This is a genomic window from Pseudoscardovia radai, assembly GCF_002259605.1.
Classification (GTDB): domain Bacteria; phylum Actinomycetota; class Actinomycetes; order Actinomycetales; family Bifidobacteriaceae; genus Pseudoscardovia; species Pseudoscardovia radai.
In genome coordinates this window covers 24,750-38,736 of sequence record NZ_MWWR01000017.1, presented here as the reverse complement: position 1 = coordinate 38,736, position 13,987 = coordinate 24,750, and the positions used below count along the sequence as shown (strand labels likewise).

Genomic DNA, 13,987 nt, shown 5'->3' with positions numbered 1-13,987 from the left:
CCACCTAACCGCCACCCAAGGTGCACCATCGTGCACCCTCGACCACGATTACCCCGCCCCAAGCGTCCTCCCCGCACCCTAACCGCCACCGAGGGAACACAATCGTGCACCCTCGTGTGCAATCACGACGGCGGAAGACGCCAGTGGACAAGACCACGCCTCCCTCCCCATAACAATGTGATGGCTTTCGGACCAAAAACACGATTTTCGCGCCCAAAATCGTCGAAAAATGTCCGCAAGCCATCACAGTGTTCCCGTGGTTATCGTGAAGACCATCGCCGCCGAGGGTCACGTCCTTGACGATGCTGTTGCTGTTGCCGTCCGGGTCGTGGAGCATGACCGTCACGCTGGGGACGGTCACCTGGTTGTCCGGGCACCACGAGTCACCGCAGGAGAGGGTGACGAGGTCCGTGACCGTGTCGTCCGAATCCTTCCCGTCGCCGGTCATGTCGCCCGTGTTCGCGCTGCCATCCGTGCTGATGGTCAGGTCGAGCAGGGCCTTCCACGATTCCGCCGCGTCCGGCTGGCCGTCCACATGGACGGGGTGGGCGAGGTTGGACTGCTTGGCGTAGTCGAAATCGAACCAGTAGTTGCCCGGCAGCCACATCGGCATGCCGAGATCGGACGGCGTGAAGTCGGGCAGGACCGCCTGCCCGCCGGGAGTGCCCGCAGCGGGCACGGGCACCGTGCTCGACTTCTGTGATTCGGCCGCGGCCCGGCCGGCCTGCCCGTTGAGGGTGTAGGTCTGGCCGTCGAAGGCCTTCCAGTGCAGGGTGCTCGTCGCGGTCAGCGTCTGATCCGACGCGCAGGAGGCGGACGCGCAATGCGACTCGACCAGGTCATGCACCGCCTGCGTGCCACCGGCCTTCACCACGCCCTGACGTGACGACACCGTCCGCGCCGTCAGATCATACGTCGGCGGCTGCGGCGTGTGCTGGTCCAGGGCGATCACGATAGCGCTCACGTACTTCGGGTTATTCTCCAGCTGCGCTTTCATCAAGTCATCCACCGAATTGCTCGACACCGTCGACTTATCAGTTGTCCGATAATGATGGTTACCGTGCGTGTAGGTATAGGGTTGGACGCCGGCGTTCCAGACGCCGGTCCACCAGTTGCGGGCCGCCTGGTCGCTGCCCTCGAGGTCGCCGTGGCCGGACCCGTTGAAACGGTCGTTGCCATAGGGACTGGTGGGCGCGTAGATGACGCCGACGGCGACGATACGGCACTGGGCCTGCTCCCCGTCATACGCGGGCTTGAAGCGTTCCACGCACTTCTGGTTCGCATCGGCCTGCGCGGCCTGGATCTTCGCATACCCGTCGTACTCGCCGCCGACGCCACTGCCGTCGTTACCGACGGTGATGCCGAGGTTCTTCAAGGCGAGGACGCTCGGGTTCCGCTCGCCGTACGGGTTGTCCGCGGCAGGGCCGAACGCACCCGCAATCGGGTCGCTCGTCGTGCCGCTGTCCCCGTAAATCCACGCAATGTCCGCCGGCCAGCTCGGGCCGGACGGGCTGGCAACGCCGAGCGAACGGCCGCTGCCGCCATGCCACTCCGTCGGCTGACTGTCGTCGGCCCACACGGCCGCCGCGCCACCACTCAGGGTGGCAAGCGCGGCCACGATGGCCACGGCCTTGCGCGCCCTGGGGTGCCCGGCCTTTCCTTCCTTGTGTCGTGCTCTGGTGAATAGTGCCATAAGGATACGTATCCTTCCTCTGTCCTTTGTCCTTCAACACTTCCGACCCGCGTCCCGTCGGACGGGGCCGTCCGGACATTCGTCCGGCTCACCCATGGATGCGCGGGCACGACACGCAGGTTATATAAGCCACAGACACCAGGAAAAAACGGAAAAGGCTTCCGACCCACCCCGCGAGGAGGCAGGCCGGAAGCCTTGGAGAGAGAAGGAGCCGGGGAGAATCAGTCAGTCAATGAACGGATTAGTACCATCATAAGTTCCCCCGTACTTTGCTATGCATTCTTCTGGTGTATCTCCGCATCCGTAGTGCATGACGCGGCCGTGCGGCACATACGTGCTCGAACTCGACCCGCCGCTCGTGCCCGTGTTTCCGCTGGCGGGCGGGGCGGGCGCGGAACCGGACGCCGCGCCACCGCTCGTGGTCGAACGGCCGGTGGAACCGGACGTGCCCGTCGTGGCGCGGCTCGTGCCGGTGGTCTGGCGGCGGCCGGTGGAGGAGCCCGATACGGCGGCCTGCCGCTGCGCCTGCGCCTGCGCGGCCGCGGCGGCGGCCTGGGCGGCGGCGGCATCATCCGCCTGCTTCCTGGCGATGCTGTCGTTGACGGCCCCCATGGCCGCATCCAGGCCGGAGGAGGCCTGGTCAAACGCGTCCGGGGCGCTCGATTGGTCGTCCACGATGCCCTGCGCGGCATTGATCGCATCCGTCAGGGTGAACCTCGTCTGCGCGTCCGCCACATTCCCATCCGACGAGTCCAGGAGGGCGCGCGCCTCCTGGATCTTCCCGTTGAGCGCGTCCACGCGGTCCTGGCGTGCCTTCGCGGCCTGGGAGTCCGACACGGCCTGCGCGGCGGACTGGATGTCCTCGGCGCCCTGCGTCCATGCGGCAGCCGCCGACTTCCACGAATCCGTGAGTGCGTCGAGCGCGTCCGCGCCCAGGTCCGCGCGGCACGCGTCCGGCGACACCGCCGGCGACGTACGCGCGGAGTTCAACGCATCCAGAGTGGATGAATCGGCGAGAGTGGACGGGTCGGTGGCGGCCACCTGCTGGCTGTCCGCGACAGCGTTCTGATACGCCTCCAACGCCGTCTGCGCGTCCGACTGTGCCTTCGCGCACGCATCGTACGCGGCCTGCCGGGTCTGCTCGGCCTGCACGGCCTCCGCCTGCGCCGCGCGCACGCCATGACGCCACACGGCGAACCCCGAGCCCGCGCCCGCCACGCAGATTGCGAGCAGGGCGGCCAGCAGCACGCGGCGACGCCCACCCCGACGCCGGCCCGACACGGCTGACGCCTGCGTCTCCGTTTGGTCGGGGCCGACCGGCCCCGCACCCATACCGTTCATGTTCCCGTCCATGATGGCTCCTAACTCTCCCTAGACGCGGCCGACGGCCACGCCCGATCGATTCGCTACCATTATTATCCGTTGTAAGCATCGTACGGGCACAGCGCCGGTCAGTTGTCAAGCGCCGCCCTACGCCGGACAACGCCAGCCGATGACGACAATGGCATCACCAAGGTGTCTCCACCTCGTACTCGCTGACACCATTGCGTTCCGCAAGCATGCGTTCGCATTGCGCCCATTTCGTCTCCGACTCCTCCTCCCTGCTGTAAAGCCGGATGGTCTCGGAGTCAATCTCCTCCCGGTCGCCGTCGTCCGCGACCTCATACAACGTCGCCGTCGCCTCGTCCCAATCAGCGTCCGGGACGACACAGGGAAAACCATCATAGGGGTCGATTTCCGTCTCACTGCCGCGTTCGATTTCCGACCAGCGGATGACATACGCCTTCGTCATGGCGTCCATGAGGTTCGCCTTCTCAAGGTTCGCGCCCTCGAGGTTCGCGCCGTTGCAAGTGTGTTTGTTATCGTTGACACGACACTTGCATGGCCTCGTTACCAAGGCCAGCTCCAAGTCTCACGGCGTTCGCACGCCCGCTTGGTTCACGCTTCACGGGGGTCCGCGTTGCCCGACGCTTGGCGTCGGCCCGTCTTACATCCCCTCCACGCGCGTTTAGGGTCTCCGGGGCACTCCCGACGACCATGATGTTGATGGCCGCGTTCAAATCGCGGTCGATGACAAGCCCGCATTCATCGCAACGATAGACGCGCTCGGACAGGGACAGCTTGGCTTTCACCGTCCCGCAGTTCGAACACGTCTTCGAGCTTGGATACCACCGGTCGATGACATGAAGCTTCGCACCGGTGCGTGCGGTCTTGTAAGTAAGTTGACGGCGGAACTCGTAGAACGACACGTCCTGTATCGCTTGCGCGAGACTGTGGTTCCTGAGCATTCCCGCCACGTTCAAATCCTCGATGCTGATATCTTCATAGGTGTTGGCGAGCATCGTGGTCGTCTTGTTCAGGAAATCGTCGCGCAGATTCGCCACGCGCGCATACAGCCGCGCGACCCGCGCCTTCGCCTTGCGGGGACGGCCGGACCCCTCCTGCTTGCGGCTTAAATCCTGTTGGGCTTCCCCCAGCCGCCGGAGGTTCGATTCCAACGCACGCGGATTGTGTATCACGGTGCCGTCCGACAGGGTGGCGAACTCCTTCACGCCCACGTCGATGCCGACGCTCCCGCCCTTCGGGGGCTTCGGGACGGCACTGTCGGCACGTTCGATTTCGATTGTGAGCGCCGCATACCATGCGCCCGCCCGCTGGCTGACGGTCATGCGGACGACCTTGGCACCGCCGACGCGCTTGGCGACGTTCTCCATGCAATGCACGCGCCCTATCCTTGGGAGACGCAGCGCATGCGGGTCGCCGTCGATGAGACCGAACTCGCCCGTCGTGTATGCGAAACGCGGAACCGCCCTGCCCTTCGACTTGAAACGCGGGAACCCCATCTTGGGGCCTTTCCGCTGCCCTTTCCGGGACTCCGAGAAGTTTCTCAAGCCGTCCGCCAGTGATTTAAGTGCGTTGCTGTACGCTTCCTTGCTGTTCTCCTGCCACCACGGTTCCCCGGTCTCGGGGTTCACGGCGAGCGTCGCCTTGTTGGCGTTCCACCACTTGCGCAAGGAATAATGCGACCATTCGGGTTCCTCGCCTTTGTCAAGCATGTCCTTCACATGCGCGAGACCCGCGTTGAAGGCGAAGCGCGCCGCACCGGTATGCGACATGAGCATTCGCTCCTGCCGTGGCGTGGGGTCAAGCCTGACCTTCACAGCCTCATTCGCGGTCATCGCACACCCCCTGACGCTTTCCATGCGGTTCGCCTGTCCGTGAACCTGTGTTGTCGGTATCAATGATAGCGCACAAGACCAAACAAAAACTAAGAAATCAGACAGTAGCTGAATACCCCGCCGACATGCCGCCCCAGCAGCCGCCGGACCAAGCCCCACATCACTCCCAACCCCGCATCACCCCCATAACAATGTGATGGCTTTCGGACCAAAACTCGATTTTCGCGCCCGAAATCGTCGAAAAATGTCCGCAAGCCATCCCAATGTTGCAGAAGTTGTTGCAGAGGTTGTTCACAGATCGTTGCAGAAGCAAGATGGCCTTCGGTAGAGCCATGAGTGTATAGTTGGTCATTGTCGTGATTTCGCGAGGGCGGCAATCCCCGCGAGCGCCCGGCACGCCCCGGTATCCCAATTGGTAGAGGAAGCAGCCTCAAAATCTGCGCAGTGTGGGTTCGAGTCCCACCCGGGGCACACTTTTTCACAGCGCCGCTGCCTGCACGTTCCCGCAACAGAAAATCCCGACGCCTGCGCGAGGCGAGTCACGCTATCGACGCATGCGGACACGTTTGCCGCCAAAACAGAGCCACTATCTTGGGATCCGATGAATTATCCACGGCCGCAGCACACTGGCTGATATCGCTTGAAGCAAAGAGCAAGCAGCGGCGCAACCAGCACCACGGCGAATCACATGGCCGCGCCCTGTGCCATGCGCGACGTCTTCTCCACGCTCGTCCCCTTTTCAGGCTCGCCCCCTTCTCCATACGGGTTCCCTCTCCCAGTGGCGGGTTCCCCACTCGTTCTTTCCGTCACCCCTAACCCATGGCTCTGCCATTCCCCTGCGGTCGAACGGCGGGAGCGCGGAAGGTGCGTAAAGCGGGGGCGGCGGCAAATGGCGCAGAGGACGAACGGCGGGCGACGCTGGATGCGGGCGGCGCAGGAAGCGGCGACTTCTGCCGCCGAAGGGTACACGATTGCGCACCCTCGACCACGATTAGACACCTCTGGGGCACCATCCGAAGCCGTAACCCCCACCCAGGGTACACAATCGTGCACCCTCGACCACGGTTAGGCCCCGCCCAGGCCCCAATCGAGACGGTAACCCCCCGTCGAGGGTACGCAATCGCGCACCCTCGACCACGGTTAGGCCGACCACAAGCCCCAACCGCACCTACAACCCCCACCCAGGGTACACAATCGTGCACCCTCGACCGCGATTAGGCCCCGCCCAAGCCCCAATCGAGACGGTAACCCCCACCCAGGGCGCACTCCCGCGCACCCTCGATGCCGATAAGGCCCCGCCCAGGTGACCACCGCACCCACGACCCCCACCGAAGGAGCACTTCCGTGAAGCCTCACTCCACACCGCACCGTTTTCGTCTGCCCTGCAACTGTTAAAAACGCCGTAGGCGCCGGCACTGTGCCCCCTATCTCCTACTATGGAACCAGAGTAAGAACCACATCCGTGCACGGCACCAGGGCAGCCCTGCCGCCCCTCAACCGTGTACACACTATTTCAAAGGAGAGATAGCCATGGACAAGGACTCGATCAAGAAGAAGACCAAGAAGATCAAGCAGACCGCCAGCGACCTCATCGACCGCGCGAAAACCTATCGCCCCTTCGACCGTTGGCGCACCGCCCCCATCAAGGAGGAGAGCCGCAAGCAGGTGCTTTCCACGCATTACTTCGACGTGGACCTCGTCTCGCTCGAGGCGGAGAACATCGGTCACTTCGCGCGCTATGTGCTGCGCGAGAACGATGGCGACACCGTGGCCGTGCTCGCGATCACCGACGACGGCCGCATCCCGCTCGTCGAGCAGTACCGCATCCCGAACCACTCCTGGACGCTCGAGCTGCCCGCCGGCCACGCGGTGAAGAAGAACGAGCGCGCGCTCGACGTGGCGCGCCGCAAGCTGCGCGACGAGGCCGGCTACGAGGCGGAGTCGTTCGACCAGTTCGTGCGCTTCGTCAACACGCCGAGCTTCTCGACGCAGCACACCGTGGTCTACCGCGCCACCGGCCTCAAGGAGGTCGAGCGCACGATGATCGGCCCCGAGTCCCCGGTTTCAAACGTGCGCCTGGTGCCGGTGCAGGAGGCCTACGAGATGGTGCTCAACGGCACGATTGTGGACGCGAAGTCCGTCATCGCCATCCAGCACGAGCACATCAAGATGCTCGAAGAGGGCGTGATCTGAGTTCCGCCATCGCGCAACGCTTGGCTAACGATTGGCCCTCCACCGGCCGGATCATCGCGATCCGGCCGGTTTTGTTATGCGATTGCGTTGTAATGCGGCTGCGGGTTTGCGGCATCAGCGTCGACCCCGCACCATCCCTCCCCTATTCCGTCCCCTTCAGTCTCCTCTTTTGTATCCCTTCTAAAATCCCCAAAATTTCGCCGCCGGCCTTCCCTCTCGGGAAGGCCAGCGGAATCCACCATCCGCGTGTGGATCACAACGCGGCTAGGGTGCCGCGAATCACCGTAAGACTATTAGTCTTCAGTGTCCTCGTCCTCAGTCTCCACATCCTCGTCCACGTAGAGCTTGGCGAGGCCGCTGTCGGGGTTCACGACGATTTCGGGGTCATCGAAGTCGGCGGGCCGGCCGTCGTCATCGAAGTCGGGCTGCGGGTGCGCGGTGGGCAGGACGAGGTACGGGTGTCCGTCGGCCTCGGCCTGCGCGCGGTTGACCATCTCCCACGCCTTGTCCCATTCGTTGTACTCGTCGGCGTAGCCGGGGTAGGGTTCGATTCCGTCGGTCAGCCATGCGAGGGACTGCTCATAGGTGACGGGCTTGGAGGGTTCGAAGTATTCGGTCAGCCCCTCGGGGATGGGGACGGTGTAATCGTCCTCGTCGGAATCGTCATACATCGACTTGGCCCTGACGTGCGTCTTGCCGTAGTAGGTCGCCATGCTGTCTGCCTTCCTGTCATGCCGTGCGCCGGGGCATTGGGGCCGGGGCGCGTGGCGTTTGTTTTGTCTGTGTTGTTTTTCTGTGATTGGTCTGCATCGCACCTTGAAGGCATTGCCGCAAGGCGCTCATTCGTCGTACCATCGCCAGTGCAACACCGCCCTGACCGCGGTACACGAATGTGAGAATGCCATGCGAGGTCGTGCGAGTTTCCCCCACGCGCCACCCCGGCACATCTCCCTCATGCACCTATCATGGTAAAACCATCCGCGGAATCGTCCAAATCGTATGCCAAACCCCAGCATTCTCAACGATTTTCCCTTCCGCACCAAAGCCAATGCCCCAAAACCAGAGTTATAGGACGAAAAGTGTGCCTCTTTTCGTTTGGGCCGCCTTGATCCGGTAGGCGTGTCGTGGGTTCGGGTCCCTCCGGCTGGGACTCGGACCCCGGACGGAATGCGTGTCCGGAACCGCCGGGGCCGCGGGGAGCTCGAATTCGGTTGGGACGATTGTCGGGCGAACCCACCGGACCGCCCCGTGTGCGGGGCCGCCTCGGCACGCCCGGAAACAGGAGACGGTCTCAAACGGGACCGGACACACAATGTGTCCTGCAACCCCAAACCAACCCCAAATCGCCTAAAGCGGGTGTCGCCACACCCGCCCAACGCCATCTCAGCGGGAAAACCACCGCCAATCCAGCCGAAACCGCCCAAAGCGGGTACCGCCGCACCCGCCTAACGCCATCTCGGCGGGAAAACCGTCGAGAACCCAGCCAAAACCGTCTAAAGCGGGTATCCCCACACCCGCCCAACGCCATCGGCGGGGGCAGGGCGGGAACGACGGGTACGGCACCGGCATCAAACGGGACGGGCCGCGCCGCGTGGCATGACACCCGCGGCAACCTCCTTGACTCGCCACGCCCGAAAACAAGAGACAGCCCCGGACGAGACCAGACACACAATTCGTCCTATAACCCCAATTGGTCTTATAGCCCAAAAAGCAGAACGGCCGGACGGCGGGGTCTCCCCCGGCCATCCGGCCGCTTCATATGCGACGTGCGCTCATAGACGCACGCTCACGCGCTTACTCTTCGGAGTTGCCGACGGTGTGCACGTAGATGGAGTTCGTCTTGCCCGGGATATGCGAGCGATCGGAGCTGCCGAGCACCACGATGGTGTCGCCGTCCTCGACCTTGCCCTGCTCCTTGAGCACGGAGTCGGCGAGATCCATGAGCTGGTTGCGCAGGAGGCCGTGGTACTCGGTGGTCAGGGTGAAGGCCTCGGTGCCCCAGGAGAGCGCCAGCCAGCGGGTGGTGTACTCGTTGTTGGACAGGCCGTAGATCGGGCAGGACGGACGCTGCGCGGAGATGCGGTGCACGGTGTCGCCGGTCATGGAGAAGGCGGCGATGCACTTGGCGTTGATCGTGCGCGCGAGCTGCACGGCGGCGTCGGCCACGGCGGAGGAATCGGTCACGACCATGTCGTTGATGGCCGGGATGCGATCGAAGCCATGCTCGGTGGCGTAGTTGGAGATGCGGGCCATGGTGGCAACGGTCTCGACCGGGTAGTCACCCACGGCGGTCTCGTTGGAGGTCATGGTCGCGTCGGCGCCGTCGAGCACGGCGTTGGAGCAATCGGAGGCCTCGGCGCGGGACGGCACCGGGGAGTGAACCATGGAGCCGAGCACCTCGGTGGCCACGATAACCGGCTTGCCGTAGCGACGGGCCAGCTGGATGCATTCCTTGGTGATGAGCGGGACTTCCTCGAACGGCATCTCGACGGCCATGTCGCCACGGGCAACCATGATGCCGTCGAAGGCCTGGACGATCTCCTCGAGGTTCGCCACGGCCTGCGGCTTCTCGATCTTGGCGACGATCGGGATGCGGCGGCCTTCCTCGTCCATGATCTTATGGGCGAGGTCGATGTCGGTGGCGAAGCGCACGAAGGACATGGCGATGATGTCGGCGCCCGTGCGGATGGCCCAGCGCAGATCGGCCTGGTCCTTCTCGGTCAGGGCCGGCAGGCTCACGGCCACGCCGGGGAGGTTGATGCCCTTGTGGGAAGACACGGGGCCGGCCACGACAACCTTGGTGTACACGTCGTTGCCCTCGACCTTGGTGACCTCGAGGCGCACCTTGCCGTCATCGATGAGAATCGGATCGCCGGGATGGCAGTCGCCCGGCAGGCCCTTGAACGTGCAGGAGACGCGATCCTTGGTGCCGGTGATGTCATCGGTGGTGATCACGAACTGCTGGCCCTTCTCGAGCTGGACCTTGTCCTCGCCCTCGGCGTTCTTCTCGAACCAACCGCAGCGGATCTTCGGACCCTGGAGGTCCACGAGCACGGCCACGTTGCGGCCGGCGGCCTTCGCAGCCGCGCGGATGTTTGCGTACACGGCGTTATGTTCCTCGGTGGTGCCGTGAGAACGGTTGATGCGCGCCACATCCATGCCGGCCTTCACGAGATCGGTGAGAACTTCAAGAGAGCTGCTCGCGGGACCGATGGTGTCGACGATCTTTGCCTTACGCATAAAAACCTGCCTATTTCTATCTTGCGGAATGGGACGCATGTCCCTCAATTCACAGTTGCTCATAGTACCGATTCCGCGCGACGGCGCAAGGACCGTCACAGGTATCTCACAAACCCGATCCCCTGGTGGACGCAAGCGTCCGTGCGGTTCGTCATGGCGCGCCGCCGCTTGCGTTCCGGGAGTGTTGGTCGGAACGCGAAACGCGCGCCACGCCGTGGGGGCGTCTGGCGCGCGTCGCGTGTGTCGGGTTGCGTGAAAGTGTCTGGGCGCGCGTCGGGCGCGTGCCAGGCGCCGTGCGTCAGACAGGGGTGTGTGTCGGGCTCGGCTAGGCGCGGGACGGCCGCGCGGCGGCGGAATCGTGCTTCGCGGCGGAGGAGTCATGCGTCTGCGTGGCGGAGGAATCGTGTTCCAGCTCCTCGCCCACCTCTGCCGCGCTCACCGTGCTGCTCTCGCCGGGTGCGACGCCCGCGTCCTCGGCGCCCGTATCCGCCGCCACGCTGCGCATCTTCACCACCGAGGCGATGGTCGCGACGCCCAGGCACAGCACGATCACCACCAGCGACACCCACGTCGGGATCTCGGGAACCGACTCGATGCCCTGGCCGCCGTTGATGAACGGCAGCGTGTTGCCGTGCAGCGCCTCCATGATGAGCTTCACGCCGATGAACGCAAGCACCGCGGACAGGCCGATGGGCAGGTACACGAGCTCATTGATGAGCTTGCCGAGCAGGAAGTACAGCTGCTGCAGGCCCAGAAGCGCGAAGATATTCGACGTGAACACGATGAACGGGTCCTTCGTCAGGCCGAAGATGGCGGGGATGGAGTCGAAGGCGAACATGACGTCGGTGGTGCCGATGGCGAGGAACACGATGAGCATCGGCGTGAAGAAGCGCTTGCCGTCGATGGTGGTGCGCAGGTTCTCGCCATCGTAGTGCATGGAGATCGGCATGACCTTGCGCAGGCCTCGGATGACGGCGTTCTCGTGGTATTCCTCATCGTCGCCGTTGCCGCGCAGCAGGTTGACGGCGGTGTACAGCAGGAACGCGCCGAAGAGGAAGAACACCCACGTGAAGCGCGTCACGATGGCCGAGCCGAGCGCGATGAAGATGCCGCGCAGCACGAGGGCGATGGTGATGCCGATCGACAGCACGTAGCGCTGGAGGTTCGCGGGAACGGCGAAGTTCGACATGATGATGACGAACACGAACAGGTTGTCGATGCTCAGCGAGTATTCGGTGAGCCATCCGGAGTAGAACTCCACCGCCGGCTGCGGCCCCGCGACGAACCACATGACGGCGCCGAAAACCAGGGCCGCCGCCACGAAGAACGCGATGTGCTGCACGCATTCCTTCGTGCTGGGCACATGCGGACGGCGCCCGATGATGAGGATGTCGACGATGAAGAAGATGGCCAGGACCACATAGGTGCCGACCATGAATGCAAGCGGGGTTTCAGACATGCCTCCAGTCTACGCAACGCCCCGCACCGGCGGCGGATTGGTCTCCTACTTGTTCGCCTCGTTCATCTGACGCAGCTCCTTCTTGAGGTCGCGGATCTCGTCGCGCAGACGGGCGGCGAGCTCGAACTGCAGCTGCTCGGCGGCCGTGTGCATCTGATCCGACAGGGAGCGGATGAGGTCGGCGAGGTCCTTGGCCGGCAGGTTCGCGGCCTCGAGGTCGCGGCGCACCTGGTCGGCCTGCGCCTTGTTGCCCTCGGGCACGCCGAAATGCGAGTTGCCGGCCTTGCCCGCGTTGCGGTAGCCGCCGGCGAGAAGCGTCTGCGTGTCGACGTCCTCCTTGGCCAGCATGTCGTTGACATCGCTGATCTTCTTGCGCAGCGGCGTCGGGTCGATGCCGTGCTCCTTGTTGTACGCGATCTGGATGCGGCGGCGGCGCTCCGTCTCGTCGATGGCCTTGTGCATGGCCTCGGTCACGTCGTCGGCGTACATGATCACCGTGCCGTTCACGTTGCGCGCGGCGCGGCCGATCGTCTGGATCAGCGAGCGGTAGGAGCGCAGGAAGCCCTCCTTGTCGGCGTCGAGGATCGCCACCAGCGACACCTCCGGCAGGTCGAGGCCCTCGCGCAGCAGGTTGATGCCCACGATGACGTCGATCTGCCCCTCGCGCAGCTCGCGCAGCAGCTCCACGCGCCTGAGCGTGTCGACGTCGGAGTGGAGGTACTCCACCTTGATGTCGCGGTCGAGCAGGTACGCGGTGAGGTCCTCGGCCATCTTCTTCGTGAGCGTGGTGACGAGGACCCTCTCGTTGCGGGCCACGCGGTCCTTGATCTCGCCGAGCAAATCGTCGACCTGCCCCTCCACCGGGCGCACCTCGACCTTCGGGTCGAGCAGGCCGGTGGGGCGGATGATCTGCTCCACCACCCCGTCCGACAGGCCCAGCTCGTAGTCTCCGGGTGTGGCGGACAGGTACACGGTCTGGCCGACGCGTTCGAGGAACTCGTCCCATTTCAGCGGGCGGTTGTCCATCGCGCTCGGCAGGCGGAAGCCGTGCTCCACCAGCGTGCGCTTCCTGCTCGCGTCGCCCTCGTACATGGCGCCGATCTGCGGCACGGTGACATGCGATTCGTCGATGACGAGGAGGAAATCATCGGGGAAGAAATCGAGCAGCGTATGCGGCGGCGTGCCCGGCGCGCGCCCGTCCATGTGGCGCGAGTAGTTCTCGACGCCCGAACACGTGCCGATCTGTTCGAGCATCTCGAGATCGTAGGTGGTGCGCATGGTCAGGCGCTGCGCCTCGAGCTCCTTGCCCTGCTTGCGCAGCTCCTTCGTGCGCGCGTCGAGCTCCTCGCGGATCGAGTCGATGGCGCGGCTCATGCGTTCGGGTCCGGCGATGTAGTGGGACGCCGGGAAGATATGCACCTCGCTGACGTGCTCGATGACGTCTCCGGTCAGCGGGTGGAGCGTGGTGATGCGGTCGATCTCGTCGCCGAAGAACTCGATGCGCACGGCCAGCTCCTCGTACACGGGGATGATCTCCACCGTGTCGCCGCGCACGCGGAAGGTGCCGCGTGCGAAGGCGATGTCGTTGCGCTTGTACTGCATGCTGACGAAGGTGCGGATCAGCTCGTCGCGGTCCATCTGGTCGCCTTCGTGCAGGAACAGCATGCGGCCCGCGTATTCCTCGGGCGTGCCGAGGCCGTAGATGCAGGAGACGGTGGCCACCACCACGCAGTCTCGGCGCGTCAGGAGGTCGGCGGTGGCGCGATGGCGGAGGCGTTCGACGTCATCGTTGATATTCGAGTCCTTTTCGATATACGTGTCGGTCTGCGGAATGTAGGCCTCGGGCTGGTAGTAGTCGTAGTAGCTGACGAAGTAGTTCACCGCGTTGTCGGGCATGAGCTCGCGGAACTCGGCGCACAGCTGCGCGGCGAGCGTTTTGTTCGGCTCGAGGATCAGCGTGGGGCGCTGGAGGCGTTCGATAAGCCATGCGGTGGTGGCGGTTTTGCCGGTGCCGGTGGCGCCCATGAGCACCACGTCGTTCTCCCCGTTCTCGATGCGTTCGGCGAGTTCCGCGATGGCCTTGGGCTGGTCGCCTGCCGGCTTGTACGGCGACTTGACGACGAACGGCTTGTTCGTGCGTTCGATGCTGAATCCCATGGCTCCTCGATTCGAGTATGTGTGCGCGGCGGGCGGCGGCGCGTGGCGCTGGCGGCGCGGCGGGTC

General features: G+C 64.4%; 8 protein-coding genes, 1 tRNA gene and 1 pseudogene. 2 read left to right on the top strand and 8 right to left on the bottom strand.

Annotated features, from left to right (window positions below; translation table 11 throughout):
* Positions 1-4: 4 nt before the first annotated feature.
* The 4 genes from PSRA_RS07600 to tnpB form a co-directional block, all read right to left on the bottom strand.
* On the bottom strand, positions 5-1,693 hold the full coding sequence (locus tag PSRA_RS07600; protein ID WP_143516414.1) for a hypothetical protein: 1,689 nt from the start codon (positions 1,691-1,693) through the stop codon (positions 5-7).
* A 225-nt stretch (positions 1,694-1,918) separates the two neighbouring features.
* On the bottom strand, positions 1,919-3,046 hold the full coding sequence (locus tag PSRA_RS07595) for a hypothetical protein (RefSeq protein WP_094661295.1): 1,128 nt from the start codon (positions 3,044-3,046) through the stop codon (positions 1,919-1,921).
* A gap of 154 nt (positions 3,047-3,200) precedes the next feature.
* Entirely contained in the window at positions 3,201-3,494 is a 294-nt protein-coding gene (locus PSRA_RS07590) for a hypothetical protein (protein WP_094661294.1), read from the bottom strand.
* Positions 3,495-3,552: 58 nt separating this feature from the next.
* Positions 3,553-4,872, bottom strand: coding sequence for an IS607 family element RNA-guided endonuclease TnpB (tnpB, locus tag PSRA_RS07585; protein WP_094661293.1), 1,320 nt, complete (start codon positions 4,870-4,872; stop codon positions 3,553-3,555).
* A gap of 397 nt (positions 4,873-5,269) precedes the next feature.
* Here tnpB and PSRA_RS07575 point away from each other — a divergent pair.
* Positions 5,270-5,343 (top strand) — tRNA-Leu (locus PSRA_RS07575).
* 1,059 nt (positions 5,344-6,402) lie between these two features.
* Positions 6,403-7,065 (top strand): NUDIX domain-containing protein, encoded by a 663-nt coding sequence (locus PSRA_RS07570; RefSeq protein WP_094661291.1) that lies wholly within the window; start codon positions 6,403-6,405, stop codon positions 7,063-7,065.
* Positions 7,066-7,358: 293 nt separating this feature from the next.
* Here PSRA_RS07570 and PSRA_RS07565 read toward each other — a convergent pair whose 3' ends face one another.
* From PSRA_RS07565 to uvrB, 4 genes and pseudogenes are all read right to left on the bottom strand, one after another.
* Positions 7,359-7,778: a hypothetical protein gene (locus PSRA_RS07565; protein ID WP_094661290.1), complete on the bottom strand. Its 420-nt coding sequence runs from the start codon at positions 7,776-7,778 to the stop codon at positions 7,359-7,361.
* Between the two features lie 1,081 nt (positions 7,779-8,859).
* Positions 8,860-10,305, bottom strand: coding sequence for a pyruvate kinase (gene pyk / locus PSRA_RS07560; RefSeq protein ID WP_094661289.1), 1,446 nt, complete (start codon positions 10,303-10,305; stop codon positions 8,860-8,862).
* Between the two features lie 493 nt (positions 10,306-10,798).
* Positions 10,799-11,764 (bottom strand): annotated as a pseudogene (locus PSRA_RS07555) (TerC family protein); the annotation flags it as partial.
* A gap of 45 nt (positions 11,765-11,809) precedes the next feature.
* A complete protein-coding gene (gene uvrB, locus PSRA_RS07550; RefSeq protein ID WP_094661287.1) occupies positions 11,810-13,921 on the bottom strand; it encodes an excinuclease ABC subunit UvrB in 2,112 nt (703 codons plus the stop codon).
* Between the last annotated feature and the right edge of the window lie 66 nt (positions 13,922-13,987).

Excerpts from the sequence above, each read along its gene's own strand:
- PSRA_RS07600 (WP_143516414.1), bottom strand. The coding sequence starts at position 1,693 with ATGGCACTATTCACCAGAGCACGACACAAGGAAGGAAAGGCCGGGCAC.
- PSRA_RS07595 (WP_094661295.1), bottom strand. The coding sequence starts at position 3,046 with ATGGACGGGAACATGAACGGTATGGGTGCGGGGCCGGTCGGCCCCGAC.
- PSRA_RS07590 (WP_094661294.1), bottom strand. The coding sequence starts at position 3,494 with ATGGACGCCATGACGAAGGCGTATGTCATCCGCTGGTCGGAAATCGAA.
- tnpB (WP_094661293.1), bottom strand. The coding sequence starts at position 4,872 with ATGACCGCGAATGAGGCTGTGAAGGTCAGGCTTGACCCCACGCCACGG.
- PSRA_RS07570 (WP_094661291.1), top strand. The coding sequence starts at position 6,403 with ATGGACAAGGACTCGATCAAGAAGAAGACCAAGAAGATCAAGCAGACC.
- PSRA_RS07565 (WP_094661290.1), bottom strand. The coding sequence starts at position 7,778 with ATGGCGACCTACTACGGCAAGACGCACGTCAGGGCCAAGTCGATGTAT.
- pyk (WP_094661289.1), bottom strand. The coding sequence starts at position 10,305 with ATGCGTAAGGCAAAGATCGTCGACACCATCGGTCCCGCGAGCAGCTCT.
- uvrB (WP_094661287.1), bottom strand. The coding sequence starts at position 13,921 with ATGGGATTCAGCATCGAACGCACGAACAAGCCGTTCGTCGTCAAGTCG.